The organism is Nocardia concava NBRC 100430, from assembly GCF_000308815.1.
In the GTDB taxonomy this organism is placed as follows: Bacteria; Actinomycetota; Actinomycetes; order Mycobacteriales; family Mycobacteriaceae; genus Nocardia; species Nocardia concava.
The window spans coordinates 25807-45711 of sequence record NZ_BAFX01000196.1 but is presented as its reverse complement, the minus strand read 5'-3'; the positions used below and the strand labels follow the sequence as shown (position 1 = coordinate 45711).

Annotated in this window: 18 protein-coding genes; 10 read left to right on the top strand and 8 right to left on the bottom strand. The window is 68.5% G+C overall.

The annotated features are described in order from the left end of the window. Positions 1-905 (bottom strand): FAD-dependent oxidoreductase (locus ON43_RS38395; RefSeq protein ID WP_245568970.1); only part of this gene is annotated, 905 nt, incomplete at its 3' end. A gap of 112 nt (positions 906-1017) precedes the next feature. On the opposite strand from ON43_RS38395, the gene ligD reads away from it, so the two are divergent. After that, positions 1018-1980, top strand: coding sequence for a non-homologous end-joining DNA ligase (gene ligD / locus ON43_RS38390; RefSeq protein WP_040815621.1), 963 nt, complete (start codon positions 1018-1020; stop codon positions 1978-1980). Positions 1981-1994: 14 nt separating this feature from the next. Here the strand turns inward: ligD and ON43_RS45295 are convergent, their stop codons facing one another. Then, positions 1995-2210, bottom strand: a complete 216-nt coding sequence (locus ON43_RS45295; protein WP_157514360.1) for a hypothetical protein — start codon at positions 2208-2210, stop codon at positions 1995-1997. 103 nt (positions 2211-2313) lie between these two features. Here ON43_RS45295 and ON43_RS38380 point away from each other — a divergent pair, with 103 nt between their 5' ends. The 3 genes from ON43_RS38380 to ON43_RS38370 all read left to right on the top strand — a co-directional run bounded on the left by ON43_RS38380 (position 2314) and on the right by ON43_RS38370 (position 3701). Continuing rightward, positions 2314-2787: an NUDIX domain-containing protein gene (locus tag ON43_RS38380; protein ID WP_040815609.1), complete on the top strand. Its 474-nt coding sequence runs from the start codon at positions 2314-2316 to the stop codon at positions 2785-2787. Positions 2788-3032: 245 nt separating this feature from the next. Continuing rightward, on the top strand, positions 3033-3452 hold the full coding sequence (locus tag ON43_RS38375) for a hypothetical protein (RefSeq protein WP_157514359.1): 420 nt from the start codon (positions 3033-3035) through the stop codon (positions 3450-3452). A 54-nt stretch (positions 3453-3506) separates the two neighbouring features. Next, positions 3507-3701, top strand: a complete 195-nt coding sequence (locus ON43_RS38370) for a hypothetical protein (protein WP_040815607.1) — start codon at positions 3507-3509, stop codon at positions 3699-3701. Between the two features lie 40 nt (positions 3702-3741). Here the strand turns inward: ON43_RS38370 and ON43_RS38365 are convergent, their stop codons facing one another. Both ON43_RS38365 and ON43_RS38360 read right to left on the bottom strand, forming a co-directional pair. Continuing rightward, positions 3742-4389 (bottom strand): response regulator, encoded by a 648-nt coding sequence (locus ON43_RS38365; protein ID WP_040815606.1) that lies wholly within the window; start codon positions 4387-4389, stop codon positions 3742-3744. After that, positions 4386-6629: a sensor histidine kinase gene (locus ON43_RS38360; RefSeq protein WP_040815605.1), complete on the bottom strand. Its 2244-nt coding sequence runs from the start codon at positions 6627-6629 to the stop codon at positions 4386-4388. Before ON43_RS38360 ends, ON43_RS38365 begins: the two co-directional genes overlap by 4 nt. A 557-nt stretch (positions 6630-7186) precedes the next feature. Here ON43_RS38360 and ON43_RS38355 point away from each other — a divergent pair. Then, on the top strand, positions 7187-8611 hold the full coding sequence (locus ON43_RS38355; RefSeq protein WP_040815604.1) for a lipase maturation factor family protein: 1425 nt from the start codon (positions 7187-7189) through the stop codon (positions 8609-8611). A gap of 6 nt (positions 8612-8617) precedes the next feature. Beyond that, entirely contained in the window at positions 8618-9367 is a 750-nt protein-coding gene (locus tag ON43_RS43145; RefSeq protein WP_051179898.1) for a hypothetical protein, read from the top strand. A 3-nt stretch (positions 9368-9370) separates the two neighbouring features. On the opposite strand, the gene ON43_RS38345 is transcribed toward ON43_RS43145, so the two are convergent. After that, on the bottom strand, positions 9371-11638 hold the full coding sequence (locus ON43_RS38345) for a phosphocholine-specific phospholipase C (protein WP_051179896.1): 2268 nt from the start codon (positions 11636-11638) through the stop codon (positions 9371-9373). Between the two features lie 194 nt (positions 11639-11832). Here ON43_RS38345 and ON43_RS38340 point away from each other — a divergent pair, with 194 nt between their 5' ends. Then, positions 11833-12330 carry a GtrA family protein gene (locus tag ON43_RS38340; RefSeq protein ID WP_245568974.1) on the top strand — a complete coding sequence of 166 codons (498 nt, stop codon included), beginning with the start codon at positions 11833-11835 and terminating at the stop codon, positions 12328-12330. Here the strand turns inward: ON43_RS38340 and ON43_RS38335 are convergent. Next, positions 12316-13542: an MFS transporter gene (locus ON43_RS38335; RefSeq protein WP_040815603.1), complete on the bottom strand. Its 1227-nt coding sequence runs from the start codon at positions 13540-13542 to the stop codon at positions 12316-12318. The two genes, ON43_RS38340 and ON43_RS38335, sit on opposite strands and share 15 nt — an antisense overlap. A 322-nt stretch (positions 13543-13864) precedes the next feature. On the opposite strand from ON43_RS38335, the gene efeU reads away from it, so the two are divergent. Beyond that, positions 13865-15940: an iron uptake transporter permease EfeU gene (gene efeU / locus ON43_RS38330; RefSeq protein ID WP_040815617.1), complete on the top strand. Its 2076-nt coding sequence runs from the start codon at positions 13865-13867 to the stop codon at positions 15938-15940. A 22-nt stretch (positions 15941-15962) separates the two neighbouring features. Next, entirely contained in the window at positions 15963-17195 is a 1233-nt protein-coding gene (gene efeB, locus ON43_RS38325) for an iron uptake transporter deferrochelatase/peroxidase subunit (protein ID WP_040815602.1), read from the top strand. A 60-nt stretch (positions 17196-17255) separates the two neighbouring features. Here efeB and ON43_RS38320 read toward each other — a convergent pair whose 3' ends face one another. Beyond that, positions 17256-17909 (bottom strand): winged helix-turn-helix transcriptional regulator, encoded by a 654-nt coding sequence (locus ON43_RS38320; RefSeq protein ID WP_040815601.1) that lies wholly within the window; start codon positions 17907-17909, stop codon positions 17256-17258. Between the two features lie 59 nt (positions 17910-17968). Between ON43_RS38320 and ON43_RS38315 the strand changes: the two genes are divergently transcribed. Continuing rightward, positions 17969-18415, top strand: coding sequence for a PaaI family thioesterase (locus ON43_RS38315; RefSeq protein ID WP_051179894.1), 447 nt, complete (start codon positions 17969-17971; stop codon positions 18413-18415). Positions 18416-18418: 3 nt separating this feature from the next. On the opposite strand, the gene ON43_RS38310 is transcribed toward ON43_RS38315, so the two are convergent. Then, positions 18419-19900, bottom strand: coding sequence for a flavin-containing monooxygenase (locus ON43_RS38310; protein ID WP_040815600.1), 1482 nt, complete (start codon positions 19898-19900; stop codon positions 18419-18421). Between the last annotated feature and the right edge of the window lie 5 nt (positions 19901-19905).

Genomic DNA, 19905 nt, shown 5'->3' with positions numbered 1-19905 from the left:
CCGCTGCCGTCGTCGCCGGCGGTGCCCAGCGGCAGGCCCTCGGCCCACGGGTACTCGGGTGCGTGCCGCGCGACCATCTCGCCATTTGCGATGAATCCACCGGTGGTGAGGATGACCCCGGAGCGGGCCTGGATGCGCACCGCGCGGCCGTAGCGTCGCTCGATGCGGTCCAGTAGCAGCTGTACCGCCCTGCGCAAACCCTGGTGGTATACACCGGGTTTCGATGAGATCCTGGCCAGCGCGGCGAACCGGCGCCGCACCGCGAGGGGCGCGCCACTGATCGTGGTCGCCTCGACTCCGATCACCCGGCCGTCCTCGACCACGAGTTTCGTTGCCCTGGTTCCGATCTGGACCCGGACGCCGTTCTTCGCGGCCGTCGCGGCGAGCGGTCCGAACAGCTTCTTGCCCGAGACCCCGCGCCCGTGTGCGCGATGCCCGCGCTGGCGCGGTGTCGCCAATTCCCGGAAGGCGCCGGAGTTTTCGCTGCCCGAGTAGTAGAGGTAATAGTCGTCGGTCGGGTACGAGGTCTTGAACGGGCACAGCGACGCCTGGAACGGCACTCCGTTCCGGGTCAGCCAGTCGATCATGGCCGGTGACTCCTCGCAGAATCGCCGCAGCGTCGCCTCGCTCACGGTGTCGCCGACCTCGGCCCGCAGATACGCCAGCATGTTCTCGACGTCGTCCTCGACCCCGGCCGCGCGCTGCACCCAGGTGCCGGCGCCCGCGTACACGATGCCGCCCGACAGCGCGGTCGCCCCGCCGCCCAGGTACCGGTCCAGTGCCAGCACCTCGGCCCCGGATTCCCGCGCCGCCAAGGCCGCCGCGACCCCCGCCCCGCCGTATCCGACCACCACGACATCGGCCGAAGAATCCCAGGTCCGCACCGTTGCGACCACCTTTCGCACGAAAAACCGGCTAGCACTGCCCGAATCGCCTGAAACTATAACGTGTTCTAGTTCACCACATTGACCGCGTCGCGGCATGCGGCAGACCGGAATGCCGGTTACCGTCGGACGGGTGGCCAGCAAGTCAGCTCCGTCGATCGAGGTGGAGGTCGGCGAGCACACGGTGCGCGTGTCCAATCCGGACCGGGTGTACTTCCCGGAGACCGGGGCGACCAAGCTCGACCTGGTCCGGTACTACATGAGCGTGGGCGACGGCATCGTCAACGCCCTGCGGGACCGACCCTGCATGCTGCATCGCTTCCCCAAGGGCCTGCCCGGCGGCAAGGTCCACCAGAAGCGGATCCCCGGCGGTGCCCCCGACTGGATTCCCACCGTCCAGCTGTACTTCCCCCGCTACGGCCGCACCGCCGACGAACTCTGCGTCGACAAGCTCGCCGACGTGATCTGGGCAGTCCAGATGTCGACCGTCGAGTTCCACCCCTGGAACTCCCGCCGCTTCGACACCGAACTCCCCGACGAATGGCGCATCGACCTCGACCCCATGCCCGACTGCCCATGGTCCCGAGTCCAACGAGTAGCCGAAGTGGCCCACGAGGTCCTCGACGACCTGGGCGCCGTCGGCTGGCCGAAAACCTCCGGCGGCAAGGGCTTACACATCTACGTCCGCATCGCCCCCGACTTCGGCTTCCAAGACCTCCGCCGAGCCGCCCTCGCCTTCGCCCGAGAAGTAGAACGCCGCGCCCCCGAAGACGTCACCACGGCCTGGTGGCGCAAAGACCGCGACCCGGCCCAACTCTTCGTCGACTACAACCAAAACGCCCGAGACCACACCATCGCGGCGGCCTACTCGGTCCGAGGCGTCCCCGAGGCGACCGTGTCAACTCCGGTGCGCTGGAACGAAATCCCCGAAATCCACCCCGCCGACTTCACCATCAAAACCGTCCCCGCCCGCTACGCCGACCTCGGCGACCTCCACGCCGGCATCGACGAAGCCGTCTTCAACATCGACCCCCTCCTCGAATGGGCCGACCGCGACAAAATCGAAGTAGACCTCGACGCGGAAGGTGGCGACTAGCGATCCGCCCGGGGTCAGCTGGTTTGGTGCGTTTCCAGTGCCTTGCCGATCAACCGCTTCGCGTCCTCCCCGTAAACCGCTTGTCCCGCAAGAATTTCAAAAGTTCGCATGTGCAACCCGATCCCCTCCGAATCGGTGACGATGATAACTCCGTTTTTCGGTTCGACTCCGAGATGATTGTTACCCCGTACCTGTTCCGAGCCAGGGGTTACCAGCACACCGCGCTGCATCTGCGGAGGTTGTCTCCGCACGGCATATTCGAGTCGTTCGCGGACCAGTTCGAGCAGATATGGGGTACGACAACCCCGTACACGACGACACAAGGACTGACCAATGGGCTCACGGCGTGACTACTACCGAGACCCGAACGCGCCCAAGCCCAATTCGCTGAAGCCTGGGGGTTCGGCTCTGGTGGTCGATGAGCACGGCCGCGTGCTCATGCAACGTCGCGGCGACTCCGGCAACTGGTCGTTGCCCGGCGGGATCATGGAGATCGGTGAAACCCTGGAGGATTGCGTGGTTCGCGAGACTCGTGAGGAGACAGGGCTGGACATCGAAATTACCGGCCTCCTGGGTATCTACACCGATCCTGAGCATGTGATCGAATACGCTGACGGCGAGGTTCGGCAACAGTTCGCCGTCGTCTACAACGCCCGCGTGGTGGGTGGAGAAATCCAAGTCTCCGACGAATCCACCGAAGTTCGCTTCCTCTCGCAACGCGAGCTCGAATCCTTACCGGTGCACCCCACCGTCCGCCTGAGACTTCAGCACCACCAGGACCAACGCCACACCCCCTGGCTCGGCTGACTCCGTGAGAATGCACTGACGCACAACTCTTCTCGCGATTTGCCTGCCGGATTGCATGCTCGTCGCTCTTGGGGGCCACACGCCGCCAGACCCTAGTTTTGGGGTCGTGGGTTGGGTTAACGGCTGCATCGGATCATCCGACGAATGGGGTGGGAATGATCACGCGGGTAGGCAGGTCCGTGTGGGAGCGATGTCGGATCGGCCGGTGTCGCGGGCCCTGACATCTGATAGGAGTTTGGATACTCGTGCAGCGAATTTCGAAGTCGTACAACATGAAACGGGGCGCTGCGGCGGCTGTGGGGCTGGGTGTTGCCGCGACGCTCACCGCCTTGTCGGCGCCGTCGGCATCCGCGACCGTCACCAGCATCGCGATTGCGCCCGCCTCTACGTTCGGCACTCATCGTTATGGGACAACCTGCTCGTACACCGTGACGGTGTCGGTCGACGACGACAGTCAGACGGTCTACTTCTTCGAAGAAGGGCAGGGTCCCAGCGGATTTGCCGAGGCGAAGCCTGTCGGCGGCGTGGCGAAGGCGACGTGGACTCCATCGTCCACGAAGGTCACCTACATCTATGCCGTCCAGCCGAATGCCACGGCTCAGATCAGGCAGCCCGTGGACATCGGAACCGGCATCAATGTCGGATCTGCCTGCATTGCAAGCTGATTCACCCAACCTTTGACCCATAGCAGTCTTCGATCTTGTCCCGAGGAGTTTCGAATGTTCGTGAAGCGTGGAGTTCTTGTCGGCGCCCTGATCGCCGCGGCGACCGTGACCGCCGCCGCCCCGGCCATGGCTTCCCCGGCCCCGCTCGAATCCCCCACTCCGGCAGCAACCGAACCGGTTGCGGGCGGGTGGTGCAACCTTGACCCGGCTATCGCCCTGTGGTGCCTGATCGCCAGCCCCTCCGCCTAGGGCTCACCGGTAGCCGGGTGTTGGGTGCGGTCGAAAATTTTCAGAGATCGTCGGTGGTGATCAGGCCGTCGCGGATGGCTCGGGCTACCAAGGCTGCCTTGGTCGGGGCTGAGCGGCCTACCGAGGCGTACTTGGCTCGGATACGTTCGAGGTAGGTGTTCACCGTGCCGACGGTGATGTAGAGCTGTTGGGCTACCAGGGCTTTGGATTCAGTTTGGAACCAGGCCAGCAGGACTTCGCGTTCGCGGTGGGAGAGTTTGGGGCGGTCGTCGGCGTCGGTGCTCATGGCTCGGGCCATGGTGGGGCTGAGGTAGGGGCGGACATCGGCGGCGGCGTGGAGGGCGGCGATGAGGTGGTCGCGGCCTTCGGTTTTGGAGAGGTAAGTGACCGCCCCCAGGTCCAGGCAGTCTCGGACCAGGTGGGGTTCGGTGTGCTGGGAGTAGATGACGACGCGGTGGCCGCGGGTGCAGACGGTGGCGAGGGCAGTGAGATCTGGTGCGCGCTGGTCGAATTGGAGGTCGAAGACCACCGCGTCGAGCGTGCCTCGGTCGGGGCCGGTGGCCGCGAGGAAGGCGGCGGGGTCGGGGTGGTCGGCGACGACCTGGATGTGGGGGTCGGCGGCGGCGCACCAGCCGCGGACGCCGTCGCGGATGAGAGGGTGGTCGTCGACTATGGCGATGCGGATCATCGGGCTCCCTCTGACTCGAAGCGGTGATGCAGTCGCGCCCAGAGCAATTCGCCGGCGGTGACCACCTCGGTGTGCACGGCGGAGTCGGTCAGGGTGGACAACCGGTCGAGGGTTTCGATCGGGCAGTCACCCAGCGCGCTGACCGTGCAGCCGTCGGCGTCGGCGGTCACCACCACGCGGGCGCGGGAACGGCTGGCGTCCAGCATGATTCGAGTCGCGGCCACCAGGTGGCCGCGGACGGCGTCGGGCAGCTCGAGTGCGGCGGGCGCGGTCTCGACGGTGACCGCCACTCCGCGCCGTTCGGCGGCGTCGATTCCGGTGCGCAGGTCCGCGAGCAGCGGATGCCCGACGCCGTCGCGCTGGGTGAACAGGCGGCGCAGCCGGGCGTACTCGGTGCGGGCCGCGGTCCGCACACCCGCATCCTCGGGGCTCAGGGTGCCGTCGGCCAAACCTCTCAGCAGCGGGGTGAATTCGGTCAGCAGTTCGCGATAGCGGCGCACGCATTCCTGTTCGTGCATGCGCGCGACGGCGTCGGTGGTGCGATGTCGCAGGCGTTCCCCGTGCAGGGCGGCCGCCTGCCGGGCCGCGCGGTCGAGGGTGGCCGCGAACCAGGCGGTGAACACCTGCAGGAAGAAGATGGCGGCCGTGTGATACCCGAGCACCGTGAGGTTCTCGGCGCTCGGCGCGCGCACCAGGATCACCGCGCACACCAGCAGCCACCAGGCGGTCAGGGCGGACAGCGCCAGCCGGGGCGGCAGCCGGAAGCCGAGCGCGACCACGGCCCAGCCGGACGCGCCGATCGACCAATTCGCACCTGCGAGAACGGCATCCACCGGAAGCCACGCGGTGAGCACCAGCGAGGCGGCGGTCGCCACGGCCATCAGACCAAGGGTGACGGGCTCGCTGCGGCGTCGGATCAAAGCCGCCAGCGCACACCCCACATTGGTCGCGACCAGCAGTGCGTTCACCACCGTCGGCGGGGTAGCCGCCGCCGTGGTGAGTGTGGACTGCAGCAGGGTGTCGACGACGGCGATGCCCACCATGCCGTACCCGAAATTCCTTCCGAGCCGCTCGATTCCGGTATCGGTCTCGGACTCGTCGAACGAATCCACTTCGGCGGCAACGGGTTCGGTGACCGGCCAGCTGAGCCGCACCTCGGTGCCGCGGCCGCGCGCACTGATGATGTCCGCATCGCCGCCCACCTCCCGCACCCGCTCGATGATGGAGTGCCGGATGCCGTAGCGGTCTTCGCCGGGCGGCCCGTCGAATCCGATCCCGTCGTCGGTGATGACCAGGCGTCCCGCTCCGGCGTCGATCACCGCCTCGCTCGCGTGCGCGTGCCGGTCGACATTGGTGAGCGCCTCGCGGGCCGCGGCGGTGACCGTCCAAGCCAGTGCGCGCGGAATCCGCAGCGGGCCGGGCGTGCGCAGCGTGACCGGGGTGGCGCAGGCGGTGCTCAACTCCCGCAACAGCTTCGACAGATCGGCCTCGGCCTCGTCACCGGGCAGCGGGATACCGGAGTTCAGCACGGTGAGATCGCGCGCCGCCTGCCGTGCGATGCGTTCGGGATCCGCGGCCGCGCCCTGCCCGACCATCAGCAGCGTGGCGGCCGCGGTGTCGTGCATGACCGCCCACTGCTCGTGTTCGTAGCGCCGCCGCGCGGCCGCCACCCGGCTGGCGATGCGGGAGTCGGCGGCCGCGGTCACGGTGCGGTCGTGCACGGTCGCCGCGCGCAGCACCACCCGGCGCACACCGACGGCCAGCAGCCATTCCACCACCAGGTAGCCGACGGACAGATCGGAGAGGAAGCTCCACGGCGTGAGGCCGGGCGTCTCGCGATTGGCGTGGTAGAGCAGCAGCAGGATCACCACGGTCACCGCGGCCGACACCCGCACCCGTTCCGCGATGCCCACCGAGATCACCGTCGCCGCGACGACCTTCACATCGATGAGGTCCTTGGTGCCGATCCCGGACGCGGCCACACTCGTGGTGCCCAGCAGATAGATCGCCACCACCGCGAGGTCGGCCGCGGTCCACCACGGCCCGAGTCGCCGCCCCCACAGGCGCGCCGCCGACCACACCGCCAGCAGGACCGTGACCGCGTGGCCCGGAGCCGGATCGGTCCCGCCGCTCGCCAGGTGCACGACGGTCAGCAGCAGGCAGGCCGCGTGACGGAATCGGATGGCCAGCAGCATCGCTTCCTGCGCGACCGCGGCATGGGTCGGTTCGTCGCGCGGCACCCGGACACGGTACCCAAGCGGATCGGGCCGAGCATGCTGGTAGCGGGGTCCGCTGTCCGTCGAACGTCCGACAGACAGACTTGTCCGGTTCCGGCATTCTCGACCGTGCGGAACGGTGTGCGGCTCCGGCCTGTACCGCTGCTGCGCCCGCGGCCGTTGGCGGGCGGGGAGCTAACGGCCGCCCGGGGCAGCGCCGCGAGAACGTCCGGGGCAGTGCCACGAGAACGTCCGGGGCAGCGCCGCGAGAACGTGTCGAAACCGCGATGCCGCCGCGACCCCGGCCGCGCGATCATGCCGCCCCGCACGGCCTACGCTGTCCAGTGATTTCGAACAGGCAGTCCCTCCCTATCACGACGCAGTCTTAGGAAGAGGCCTCATGAGTAACGAAATCCTGCAGCTGGGTTCGTCCGCACTGAGTCTGACGAGCCAGGTCACCGGCATCATCTCCAATATCGTCGGCATCGTGACGGCCTTCATTCCGCACTGACCGGCACTCCACCGCTGAGTAGGCTTTCTGTGCACGGGTATGCGATACGCACCGGCGCAGGAGGCGCGGGATGGAGTGGTTCATCGCACCGGACTATTGGCTCGCTCGGCAGGTGGTCGAGCGCGGGGTCGCGGCCGTCTATGTGATCGCCTTCGTGGCGGCGGCCCGGCAGTTCAAGGCGTTGATCGGGGAGCACGGCATGCTGCCCGTGCCGCGGTATGTGGCACGGCGGCCGTTCCGCTTGTCTCCCAGCGTGTTTCACCTGCACTACTCCGACCGGTTCTTCGCGGCCGTCGCCTGGAGTGGGGCGTCGGTGTCGGTGGCGCTGGTGGCCGGGCTCGCCGATCTGCTGCCGCTGTGGGCCGCCATGGCGGTGTGGCTACTGCTGTGGGCGGCGTACCTGTCGATCGTCAATGTGGGGCAGGTCTGGTACTCGTTCGGGTGGGAATCGCTGCTGCTCGAGGCCGGATTCCTGGTGATCTTCCTCGGCAATGACGAGGTCGCCCCGCCGGTGCTGACGCTGTGGCTGGCGCGGTGGCTGGTGTTCCGGGTGGAGTTCGGGGCCGGGCTGATCAAGTTGCGCGGCGACCGGTGCTGGCGGGACTTGACCTGCCTGTACTACCACCACGAGACCCAGCCCATGCCGGGGCCGCTGAGCTGGTTCTTCCATCACCTGCCCAAGCCGTTGCATCGAATCGAGGTGGCGGCCAATCATGTTGCCCAGCTGGTGATTCCGTTCGGATTGTTCGCCCCGCAACCGGTGGCGAGCGTGGCGGCGGCGATCATCATCGTCACCCAGCTGTGGCTGGTGCTGTCGGGGAACTTCGCGTGGCTGAACTGGCTGACCATCGTGCTGGCGTGCGCGGCGATCTCGAATCCCGCTGCGGCCCCGGATATGCCGGGCTCACCGCTGTGGTTCACGGTGCTGGTCTTCGCATTCGCGGGCGTCACCGTGGTGCTCAGCTATCTGCCGGTCCGCAATATGCTGTCGAGTCGTCAGCGAATGAATCAGTCCTACAACCCTTTTCATCTCATCAACACCTTCGGAGCGTTCGGCAGTATCGACCGTGTCCGCTACGAGGTGGTGATCGAAGGCACCGAGGATCCGGAGCCGACCGATCACACGCACTGGCGCGAATACGGATTCAAGGGCAAACCCGGTGACCCGCAACGTCTTCCGCGCCAAAGGGCCCCGTACCACCTGCGTCTGGACTGGCTGCTCTGGTTCGCGGCGCACTCGCCGTCCTACGCCCGCCCCTGGTTCGGCGCGTTCCTCGAACGCCTGTTGCGCAACGATCCGGCGACATTGCGCCTGCTGCGCCACAATCCGTTCCCGGACGCGCCGCCCCGCTGGGTCCGGGCCCGGCTCTACGAATACCGCTTCACCACCGTCCGCGAGTTGCTCGACACCCGCGCGTGGTGGGTTCGCACCGTGGTGAGCGAGTACGCGCCGCCGATTTCCTCGAGGGGCGCTCCGGTCGCGCGGCGGACATAATGCGGCATGGGATTTTTCCGGCCGCACGCTCCGGTGGATCAGCTGGAGCGGATGTGGGTCGAGGAGATGCTGCGCTGGTGCGTGGCGGAATTCGGCCCGCGCACCCTGCGCATGCCGGTGGTGCTGCCCACCTCGGATTTCTTCCCGGATGCCTATAACGGGTCTCGCGCGGAGGTGTTGTCCGTGGTCGAGCGGGTGGCCGGGTACATGGGCGTCGGCCGGGATCGCATTGTGGTGGAGTTCGACTCGGTGGGCCCCAGCCTCTCGGACCAGCTCCCTTACCTGGCGGGATCGCCGAGTCACGAAGCCGGGCACTACCGGGTCGAACACGGCCGGTCGGTGGTGTCGCTCGAACTGGCGCGGCTGCGGTCACCGGTCACCCTGGTGGCGACGATCGCCCATGAGCTGGCCCACGAACGCCTGGTGGGGGAGCACCGCATCGACCCCGAGCGGCACGACGGCGAGCAGCTCACCGATCTGGCGACCGTCTTCCTCGGGCTCGGCGTCTTCAATGCGAATGCGGCATTCCAGTTCTCGCAGAACAGTCGCGGCTGGCGCTGGCAGCGGCTCGGCTATCTGTCCCAGCCGATGTTCGGCTACGCGCTGGCCTGCTGGACCGTCATGCGCGGGGATCCGAAACCGGCGTGGGCGCGCCACCTCGATACGAATCCCCGCGTCTACATGAAGCAGTCGCTCAAATACCTGCGCGCCGATCCCGACGCCCTGCCCGAATGGCGTTCCGCCTTCGAGTCCTGACCGTCACGCCGTGCTGCTCGCGCTGCCGTTCTCCAGATGACCGGCGAAATGCCGGACCCAGGCGGAGTTTCCGGCCAGGCTGAGGGTGAGGTCGTACCAGCCCTGGTCGAGCGGCGCGGTGATGTCGCGCTTGGCCCCGGCGTCGATGGTCATGGCGGAACCGCCGCCGACCTGTACCGTCAGCGCGGACCCGCCGGAATTGCTCACGGTGACAACGAAAGTGGGCTGAGCGGCGCTGCCACCGACCGCGGCCGTGGCGGTCAGGGCGGTGGTTTCGGCCGTGCCCGACGCCTCGAACAGGAAGCCGTTGGGTGCGTGCACCGCGAAATCGTAGGACCCGCCGACCTGGAATCGCTCCTGGGCCGTGCCGCCCGCGTCCACCACGGTCTGACGGATCGAATTGTCGTGGTAGGCAAAGGTTTGGAACGGCATGGCAACCGAGCCCTGGTTGCCGAACCTGACCGTCGCGGCCGATCCGGCCACCTCCAGCCACGCGACCGGCTGATACGGCAGCGGCCGCGCCTTGGCCCGGCCCCCGTCCTGCACCGGCATCTGCTGCCCGCCCGGCGACGGCGGGGTGGGCTTGGGCAGGTTCGTCTGCCCGGCCGCGCGGGCGCGTTCGGCATTGGCGTCCGGCAGCGTGGGAATGCTGGTGTCGCGCTTGCCGAAATCGAAGCAGCTGGTCAGGTCGCCGCACACGGCCCGCCGCCACGCCGAGATGTTCGGCTCGTGGACGCCGGTCCACTGTTCGAGGAAGCGCAGCACCGAAGTGTGGTCGAACACTTGGGAATTGACCCAGCCGCCGCGACTCCACGGTGAGATGACCAGCATCGGCACGCGCGGGCCCAGTCCGATCGGCGAATTCCCGCCCAGCAGCGCCCCGGCGCGGCTGATGAGCGTATCCATGTTCGCCGAACCGGATGGCATTCCCAGTGTCGCCGAGCCGGAATTCAGGTCGCTGCCGGTGATTTCGATCGACGGCAGGATCTCGTCGGGGGTGCCGGGCGGCGCGGTCGGCGGCACCAGGTGGTCGAAGAAGCCGTCGTTCTCGTCGTAGTTGACCAGCAGGACCGTCGACTCCCACAGTTTCGGGTTGTCCCACAGGGCTTTCAGGACGCGCTGGAGGTAGGCGGCACCGTCGGCAGGACGATAGGCGGGGTGCTCGGTGTAACCGGCGGGCGCGACGACCCAGGACACTTGCGGCAGACTGCCCGCGGCGCAATCGGAAATGAACTGCTGCAGTACGTAATCGACGTCGCTGCCGTCCACCCCGGCGGGCGCGGGCGTCATTCCGGTGGTGGTCACCTTGGCGCGGTCGGCCAGCTGGCGCACGGCGGGATCGGACGAGGCCGCGGCATCGTGATAGGCCTGGAACAGCCACAGCGGGTTGTCGCCGTAGTCGCCGAGGAAGGCATTGCCGCTGTGCGAGTCGGCGTACACCTGCCACGAAATTCCGGCCTGCTGCAGGCGTTCCGGATACGTGGTCCAGCTGTAGACGGGCCGGTAATCCGGCGGATTGGACGCCGCGGGACCGCCCGCGCGCCCGGCGGCGTCGATGGTGCCGGTCCAGTGGAACAGCCGGTTCGGCGTGGTGGGTCCCTGGATCGAGCAGAAGTAGTGATCGCAGATGGTGAACGCGGCGGCCAGGGCGCGATGGAACGGAATATCGGTCTCGGTGAAGTAGCCCATGGTCATCTTGGACTTGGCCGCGATCCACGAGTGGTACGCGCCGCCGGCCCACGCCATGTGCGTGGTGTTCCAGTCGTGCGCCAGATCGCCGAGATCCTGGCCGTCCACGCGGGTGGTGTCGACATGCCAGGGGAGCAGGAATCCGGTGCTGCTGAACGCATCCGGCTGATGGAACGCGTCGCGGTGCTCACCGCCCGCCGACCCGCTGCTGCTTCCCGCGCCCGAGCCGCTCGCACTGCCGGTGCCCGCCGACCCGCTACCCAGATCGGTGCCCGGCCCACCGGCCATCGCGGTGTCCATCGCCGCCTGCAGAATCGGGTCGTACCCGCCCGCGGGCAACCGCACGGCGCGTTTGTCGCCGAAACCCCTTACGCCGCTCATGGTTCCGAAGTAGTGATCGAAGGACCGGTTCTCCTGCATCAGGATCACCACGTGCTGAACCTGATCCATCGAGCCTGAACGCCCAGGTTCCGCCAGTGCCTCGGCCATGCCCTCGGGCAGCCCGGCCACGCCCGCCGCACCCGCGGCCAGCATCGACCCCAATACCGTCCGCCGATTTGTTCTGGCGAATCCACGTCCCATCAGAAATCTCCGATCCGTCGTCCGTCCCCAGCCCTCTCGGCGCGCCAGACGCTACCGTCCGGTACCCGAATGCGCATCGTTGGCGATTGGTGTCCGGCGGACATCGATTCCGCATGGTGATCACACCGGACCCGCGGAGTTGGCTCGGTGATCACCCGGCGGTCATGTGGCGATGACACCGTGGCCGGGTGCGGATGGAGACGATGCACGACGGTGCGGAGTCGGCGCGGGCGCCTCGGGCGGTGCGCTGGTTCCATCTGGTGTGCGATCGGCTGGTCGCGTTGCTCCCGGCCCGGCTGCGGCGGCACGTCGCGCCGACCTTCGTCGGGTACCTGCTGGTGAGCGGATTGACCTTCACGGTGGATCTGCTGCTGCTCACCGCGCTGCACGCGGTGGTGGCCCTGCCGATCGCGGTGACGGTGGCCTATTGCACCGCGTTCGGGCTGAGCTATCTGCTCAATCGCACGCTCAACTTCGAATCCCACGCCGCCGTCGGCCCCCAGCTCGCCGTCTATGTCGTTGTGGTCGTGGTCAATTACCTGGCCTTCATCCTCGGCGTGACCAGTGCCGTGGCCGCGCTCGGGCTCGACTACCGCCTCGCCCGCATCCTCGGCGGCCTGGGCGAGGGCTTGTTCATGTACTCGGCCATGCGCTGGATCGTCTTCCGGAACCGGACCCTATCGGGCCGATAGCGCGCCGCCGTCGTGCTGCCCGGTGACGTGGCGGCCGCCCAGGACCAGTACGGCCGCGAGGGCAAGGCCGACGCCGCCGGAGATCAGCAGCGGGATCCGGCCGTCGCCGTGCCAGGCCAGTCCGGCCCACAGCCCGGCAATGAGGATGGCTCCGCCGCTCAATCCCTGATAGAGGCCCTGGGCGGTGGATTGCCGTGCCGCCGGGGCGAGGTCGGCGATCCACGCCTTGCCGACGCCGTCGGTCGCGGCGGCGAACCCACCGTAGAGCGGCAGCACCACGAACACCCACGCCGGGCCCGATGCCAGTCCGAGCCCCAGGTAGCCGAACGCGAAACAGGCCAGTCCGGCCGCGAATACGAGGTGTCGCGGCAGCCGATCCGAGACCGCACCGGCCGGGTACGCCAGCAGCGCGTAGGCGAGGTTGTAGAGGATGTACGCGCCGATCACCCCGGCCACCGACAGGCCGAGCTGATGAGCGCGCAGGAGCAGGAGCGAATCCGGGAAGTTCACCAGCGAGAACAGCGTCAGCAGTGTGATGACGCGCTTCAGGCGAGTCGGCAATGGTCCGGCGGCCACGCGCACCGGGCGCGATTCGGGCGCGGAAGTCGCGGGTGCGGCGGGCTTTTCGCGGACGGCGGCGATCAGCACGACCGCCGCGATGGCGGGAACCACCGCGATCAGGAGCAGCGGCCGCATCCGGTGGTCGAGAAGCTCGTACAGGAGCAGCCCGATGGCGGGCCCGAGGACGGCCCCGGCGGTGTCCGCGGCGCGGTGCACGCCGAAGATGCGGCCCTTGGCGGCCGGGTCGGCGTCCACCATGAGCAGGGCATCGCGCGGTGCGCCGCGCACACCCTTGCCGAACCGGTCGACGCAGCGTCCGGCCAGCACGATCGGCCACGAGACCGCCACGGCGACAAGGACTTTGCCCACCGCCGCGAGCCCGTAGCCGAGCGCGATGAGGGGGCGTCTGCGGAAGCGATCGCCGAGCCGTCCGGCCAGGATCTTCGTGACCGCCGCGGCGGCCTCGGCCAGGCCCTCCACCGCCCCCACCACCGCCGCCGGCGCGCCCAGCACGCCGGTCAGGAAGATCGGCAGGATCGGGTAGACCAGCTCGCTCGCGGTGTCGGCGAGAAAGCTGACCCCGCACAGCACTCGCAGATTCGGGGTCAGCCACGCGGGCCAGCGCGTGGCGGTGCCGGATTCGGTGGCCATGGCGGCACGTTAGCGTCCCGCACCCGGTCCGGTCGCGGGAACTTCGGCCGCGAAGATCAGGCCCTCGGACCCTGATGGCGGCCGAGCGCGCGGTGCGATCGTCGAATTCGGCGCGGCCGGTGAGGCATCCGGCCCGAGGTCTAGGAGTTGAGATCGATGGATATGAACGGCATGGATATGCAGTCGCCGGTGATGCGGGTGTGCTGCGCGATCATGATGTGGTTGCAGCAACAGGGCCTGATGACCGGGATGACCATGTGAGTCATCGGTCGGCGGCGGGCCCCGATGGACTGACACATAGGTGTGGCTTACCTTGGCAGCCGTGAGTGTTGCCGAGGCTGTACCCAATCTGCTGATCTGCCTGCGGGAGGGACTCGAGGCGGGACTGGTGGTGACCATCCTGCTCGCCGCCGTGCGCCGGCTGTCCACGCCCGAGCGGCCGGTCTCCACCACGCCGGTGTGGCTGGGCGTGCTCGGCGCGGTCTCGGTGGCGGCGAGTTTCGCGGCGGTGCTGACCTATTCGACCGCTGTCCTGACCAGTTCGGCGCGGGCGGCGGTGGCGGGCGTGCTGAGCGTGCTGGCCGTCGCGTTGGTCACCGCCATGATCTTCTGGATGCGGCGCACCGGGGCCTCGCTGTCGGGGCAACTGCGCGGCGAGGTGGCGCGGGCCGCCGGGCTGGGTGCGGGCGTGCTCGCGGTGACGGCGTTCCTGGCCGTCGGACGTGAGGGGCTCGAGACCACGTTGTTCGTGTGGACCGCCATCAAGGCGGCCGGATCGACGGCAGCCCCGCTGGTGGGTGCGGCGGTCGGGTTGGTGCTCGCGATCGCGCTGTGCTGGTTGCTGTTCCGGCAGTCGGTGCGGCTCAACCTCGGCGTGTTCTTCAACCGGACCGCGGTGCTGCTCATCGTGATCGCCGCGGGCGTGCTCGCCTACGGGCTGGGTGATCTGCAGGAGGCGGGGTGGCTGCCCGGCGCGCGCTGGATCGCGTTCGATCTGACCGCACATGTCGATCCGAATTCCTGGTGGGTTTCGATCCTCACCGGCATCACCAATCTCTCGCCCAAGATGACCGTGCTGCAGGTGGTCGCTTGGATCGCGTACTTGGCCACGGTGATTCCGCTGTTCGTTCGGGCAGGCCGCGTCGAGACTCCCGCGCCCGCTGCCTCGGAACCGGTTGCGGCCGAGTCGGAAGCCGAAGCCGCGCACGCGGACTGGTGGGAGCGGGTCGCGGGTCCGCGCCCGGTGCTGGTCGGGGCGACACTGGTCCTGGTTCCGGTGCTCGCCGCCGCGACCGCCATCGCGCTGCTGCCGTCGGCGGGTGCGAACGCCACCAAAACGGTGACCGTGACCGCCGATGCCTGTGCGCCGGAATGGACTTCGGCCTCCACCGGCACCCAGACCATCTCCGTACGCAACTCCAGCGGAAAGCCCGGCGAGATCGATCTGGTCGATGCCGACGGCGCGGTCGCGGGGGAGATCGAGAACATCGGCCCGGGCACCACCGCCGAGCTCACCGCGACCCTGAATCCGGGCTACTACACGATCGTGTGCCTGCTGTCGGGCCGTCCCGCGCTGTCCTCGCCGCGGGTGCGGGCCACCGGGCCGCAGACCGACGCGCCCTTGGCCTTCAAACCGCCGCGCACCAGCGATCTTCGGGGTCCCAACGACGCCTATCAGGCCTACGTGCGGCAGGTGCTGACCCGGCTCAGCGCGGCCGTCGGCGTGGTCGGCCGGGATCTGAGGGCGCGCAATATTCCCGCCGCGCAGGCGGATTGGCTGCTGGCGCAGCAGGAATGGGAGCGGGTCGGCGCGTCCTACAACAGCTTCGGGGATGCCGGGACCCGCGTCGACGGCTTGCCGGGAGGTCTGCCGGGTGGCGTCGACGATCCGGACTTCACGGGTATGCACCGGCTGGAATACGGCCTGTGGCACGGCCAGAGCCCGGAGCAGCTGTTGCCCGTGGTCGATAAGCTCGGCGCCGATATCGCCGCCATTGCAGATGGTCTGACCAGCACCGATATCGCGGGTGATCCGGCCACTCTGCCGATTCGCTCCCACGAGATCCTGGAAGACGCGCTGCGCGACCATCTCTCGGGTCTCGACGATTCGGGCGGCGGTGCGGCCTATCCGATGACGCTGGCCGATATCGATGTCACCCGGGCGGTTCTGGATCAGCTCGGCTCGCTGGTCGACGAGCGCGACCTGAAGCTGCGCCCGGAGATCACCGCCAAGCTCGACAAGCTGCGCACGGCGCTGCTGGCCACCCAGGACAACGGCCGCTGGCGCGCGCCCGCGCAGACGCCACTCGCGCAGCGGCAAGCGGTGGCCGCCGCCCTGGGCGGGGCCTTGGAGTCGCTGGCCCGGGTGCCGCGGCTGCTGGAAACCAAAGCGAACTGACTCTCACCGAAGGACTTCCACCATGACTGTCAGCCGCCGCCGCTTCCTCTCCGGCGCCGCCGCGGGCGCGGCCGGAACCGCCCTGACCGCGGGTGTGCTCGCCGAAGGGGCCCGGGTCGACGCCGCCTCCGCCGGTGGGCAATCCGCCCTCACCCCGGCCTACCCGTTCCACGGGGAACGCCAGGCGGGCATTCTCACCCCGGCCCCCGCCGATCGCCAGAACGCCTCGTGCTTCGCCGCATTCGATGTGACCGCCGCCAATCGCGCGGAACTCACCGAGCTCATGAAGACGCTCACCGTGCGCGCCCGTGCTCTCACCACCGGTGGCGCGCCGCAGGATCTGGGCCCGAGCCACCCGCCCGCCGACAGCGCGGTGCTCGGCCCCGATATCCCGGCAGATGGTCTGACCATCACCACCGGTGTCGGCGCGAGCCTGTTCGACCAGCGCTTCGGGCTGGCCGATCGCAAGCCCGCGCACCTGACCCCGATGCGGACCTTCCCCGACGATTCCCCGGACCCGGCCTGGATGCACGGCGATGTGCTGCTGCAGCTGTGCGGCCACAACCCCGACACCGTCCACCACGCCATTCGCGACATCACCCGCCACACCCGCGGCGCGCTCCAATTGCGCTGGAAGATCCAGGGTTACAACTCCCCGCCGCGCCCCTCGGGCACCGGGCGCAACCTGCTCGGGTTCAAGGACGGCACCGCCAATCCGACCGGATCCAGCGCCGCCGACCTGGTCTGGGTCGACGCCGCCGACGAACCGGCCTGGACCAAGGGCGGCACCTATCAGGTGGTCCGGCTCATCCGCATGCTCGTCGAATTCTGGGACCGCGTCTCGATTGCCGAGCAGGAGAACATGTTCGGCCGCCGCCGCGAATCCGGCGCGCCCCTGGACGGCTCCAAGGAATTCGACATCCCCGACTACGCCGCCGATCCCGACGCCACCGTCATCCCCGCCGACGCCCACATCCGCCTGGCCAATCCGCGCACGCCCGAGACCGACAACCAGCAGCTGCTGCGCCGGTCCTACAACTACGACCTGGGCGTCGACCCCAACGGCAATCTCGCCACCGGCCACATCTTCACCTGCTTCCAGCAGGACATCCAACGTCAGTTCGAGACCATCCAAACCCGTTTGGCCGGTGAGCCTTTGACCGACTACGTCCAGCCCTTCGGCGGCGGCTACTTCTTCGTGCTGCCCGGTGTCACCGATGGCCAGGACTGGTACGCCCGCGCGCTGCTGTCCTGACCGGCAGCGCTCACGCGGCTACGGGGGCCGGGGGACATACCTGGCTGCTGGGCCGGGCGCTCACGCGGACTCGGCGGCGAGCAGGTATCCGCTGAACCAGGTCGGGAAGGCGCGGCGCAGGTCGCTGGGCCCGGTGAGTGTGATCAGGTGCTCGCGCAGCAGGTGCGCCCAGCTCACCTCGCCGAGCCAATATCGGGTCAGCGCATCGAGATTCGCCTCGATGTGCAGTGCGACCGGGTGGCCGCCGTCCTCGTCGCAGACCGTGACGTCGGGTCGCCGGGCCAGCAGATAGTAGGGCTTCGGGTCGCGATCGGTGAACCGGAATTCGACGAGAGTCGGTGCGGCGGGCAGGTTTTCGGGTACGAGGCGCCGGTGCAGATCCCACAGCAGCGCGTCGGGATCCAGATGCTCGGGCAGCAGTCCGCGCGGATCCCAGTGCGCCGCCCAGCCGCCGAGTTCCTTCAGCAGCGGAGTGAGGGCGAGGCCGGCCTCGGTGAGCGCGTAGCCGTCGTCGTCGCGGGCGATGACACCGGCGCGTTCCAACTCCTTCAGCCGAGTGGACAGCATGGTCTTCGAAATGCGCGGGATACCGCGCTGGACATCGCCGAACCGCCGCTCACCGAGCAGCAGTTCACGCACGATCAGCAGGCTCCACCGCTCACCCAGCACCTCCAGCGCCCGTGCGATGGAACAGAACTGGCCGTATCCACTCATGCACACGATGGTACGGATTCCGTACCGCCCGGCTGGCGGGGCGTCGCTAGTTTGGCCTTGTGAACAGCGAGAACCCCGAAACCGGCCTGGACTTCCTGCGTTCGATCATCGACGGCCGCCGCCCCCAGCCGCCCATTTCCGCCACCCTCGGCTTCGAACTCGTGGGCGCCGAACCCGGTCTGGCGATCTTCGAGGGCGAGACCGGCGAACACCTCTACAACCCCATGGGCTCGGTCCACGGCGGCTACCTGGCCACCCTCCTGGACTCTGCCCTCGGCTCGGCGGTGTGCACGCGGCTGCCCGGCGGGTCCGGCTACACCACCGCCCAGCTCAATGTGAATCTGGTGCGCCCGGCCTTCGCCCACACCGGCAAGCTGCGCGCGACCGGGCGGGCCATTCATGTCGGGCGCACCATCGCCACCGCCGAGGCGCAGCTCATCGGCGTCGCGGACGGCAAGCTCTACGCCCACGCCACCACGACCTGCGCCATCTTCGATGCGCGCTGACTGCTAAACGCGGTCCCCGCTCGGCGCGGAGCGCAGGTGGAAGTCGGCCGGATCCGGGTCGGCGAGCATGGATTCCATGGTGGCGCGGTCGAAGGGGAGGAGATCGATGCTGCCGCCTTCGGTGAAATACCAGGAGTTGCAGCCGGTGTTCCAGACCGTCGGACCCATGGCCTCGGCGACCTCGGATTCGAAGCGGCCGGTGGCTTCCTCGGTGACCTCGACGGTGTCGAATTCGCCTGCGCTCCAACGCTGAATCCAGCGGGTGATGTAGCGGGCCGTCACCTCGGCCGCATGGTGCAGCGGGATCGATCCGGTGGGGGAGTGCGGGCCGAGGACCGTGAAGAAGTTGGGGAAGCCCGGAATCGCGGTCATCCGGTAGGCGCGCGGGCCCTTCTCCCAGGCATCGTCGATCGAAATGCCCTCTCGCCCGGTCAGATTCATCGGGCGCATGTAGTCGTGGGCGCGGAATCCGGTGGCCAGCACGATCATGTCGACCTCGTGGTGGCGGCCGTCGGCGGTCCGGATGCCGGTCGGGGTCACCGCGTCGATGGCCGTGGTGACCAGCTCGGCATTGCGGGCGCGCAGGGCACGGTAGTAGGTGCCCGACAGCACCTGGCGCTTGCACAGCGGCTCGTAATCGGGCGTGAGTTGTTCGCGCAGTTCGGGTTCGGTGATCTGCGCGCGCAGGCTCAGGCGGGCGTACTCCTGGACCGCGCGCCGCCGCCAGCTGGGCCGGGTGACCACATCGGTGAACAGCTTGGCCCCGGTCATGCCCGCCTGGTACAGCGCGCGATTGACCTGCGGCAGCTTGCTCAGTACCGCGCCGACGATCGCGGGCTGCGGAATCTGCATCGGAGCCCAGATCACCCACTGGGGGCTGCGCACGAAGTGGGTGATGTGCGCCGCCTCGGGCTGCAGGGCCGAAACCACCTGCACGCCGGTCGATCCCGTGCCGAGCACCGCGATCCGCCGACCGGCGGTCGCCAGCGAATCGTCCCAGCGCGCGGTGTGCACCAGGTCGCCGGTGAAGTCCCCGAGCCCCGGGATGTCCGGCACGGCGGGATGATGCAGCACGCCGGTCGCCGCGATCACGAAGTCCGCCTCGTAGCGGGTCCCGTCGGCCGTCTCGACGTGCCACTCGGTGCCGGTGAAGTTCGCCGCCACCACCTCGGAATTCAGCCGCACGTGCGACCGCAGCAGCCCGTGCTGCCGGGCGACATCGGCCAGATACCGCTGAATCTCCGGCCCGGGCGCGAAGACATGCGACCAGTCCGGCTTCGGCGCGAACCCGAACTGGTACAGCTGCGACGGCACGTCACAGGTCAACCCGGGGTAGTGGTTCCAATGCCACACGCCTCCGACATCGGATCCCTTCTCCAACATGACGAAGTCGTGGAATCCATTGCGCTGCAATGTGATAGCGCTGGCGATCCCGGACACCCCGGCCCCGATGATGACAATGCGAGGCTGCCGCGACGCGCCCATCCCCA

What these genes read in the sequence shown, in the direction of transcription:
- ON43_RS45295 (WP_157514360.1), bottom strand. Translation starts at nt 2,210, where the DNA reads ATGCAGCGCGGTGTGCTGGTAACCCCTGGCTCGGAACAGGTACGGGGT.
- ON43_RS38380 (WP_040815609.1), top strand. Translation starts at nt 2,314, where the DNA reads ATGGGCTCACGGCGTGACTACTACCGAGACCCGAACGCGCCCAAGCCC.
- ON43_RS38370 (WP_040815607.1), top strand. Translation starts at nt 3,507, where the DNA reads ATGTTCGTGAAGCGTGGAGTTCTTGTCGGCGCCCTGATCGCCGCGGCG.
- ON43_RS38365 (WP_040815606.1), bottom strand. Translation starts at nt 4,389, where the DNA reads ATGATCCGCATCGCCATAGTCGACGACCACCCTCTCATCCGCGACGGC.
- ON43_RS38355 (WP_040815604.1), top strand. Translation starts at nt 7,187, where the DNA reads ATGGAGTGGTTCATCGCACCGGACTATTGGCTCGCTCGGCAGGTGGTC.
- ON43_RS43145 (WP_051179898.1), top strand. Translation starts at nt 8,618, where the DNA reads ATGGGATTTTTCCGGCCGCACGCTCCGGTGGATCAGCTGGAGCGGATG.
- ON43_RS38345 (WP_051179896.1), bottom strand. Translation starts at nt 11,638, where the DNA reads ATGGGACGTGGATTCGCCAGAACAAATCGGCGGACGGTATTGGGGTCG.
- ON43_RS38340 (WP_245568974.1), top strand. Translation starts at nt 11,833, where the DNA reads ATGGAGACGATGCACGACGGTGCGGAGTCGGCGCGGGCGCCTCGGGCG.
- ON43_RS38335 (WP_040815603.1), bottom strand. Translation starts at nt 13,542, where the DNA reads ATGGCCACCGAATCCGGCACCGCCACGCGCTGGCCCGCGTGGCTGACC.
- efeB (WP_040815602.1), top strand. Translation starts at nt 15,963, where the DNA reads ATGACTGTCAGCCGCCGCCGCTTCCTCTCCGGCGCCGCCGCGGGCGCG.
- ON43_RS38320 (WP_040815601.1), bottom strand. Translation starts at nt 17,909, where the DNA reads ATGAGTGGATACGGCCAGTTCTGTTCCATCGCACGGGCGCTGGAGGTG.
- ON43_RS38310 (WP_040815600.1), bottom strand. Translation starts at nt 19,900, where the DNA reads ATGGGCGCGTCGCGGCAGCCTCGCATTGTCATCATCGGGGCCGGGGTG.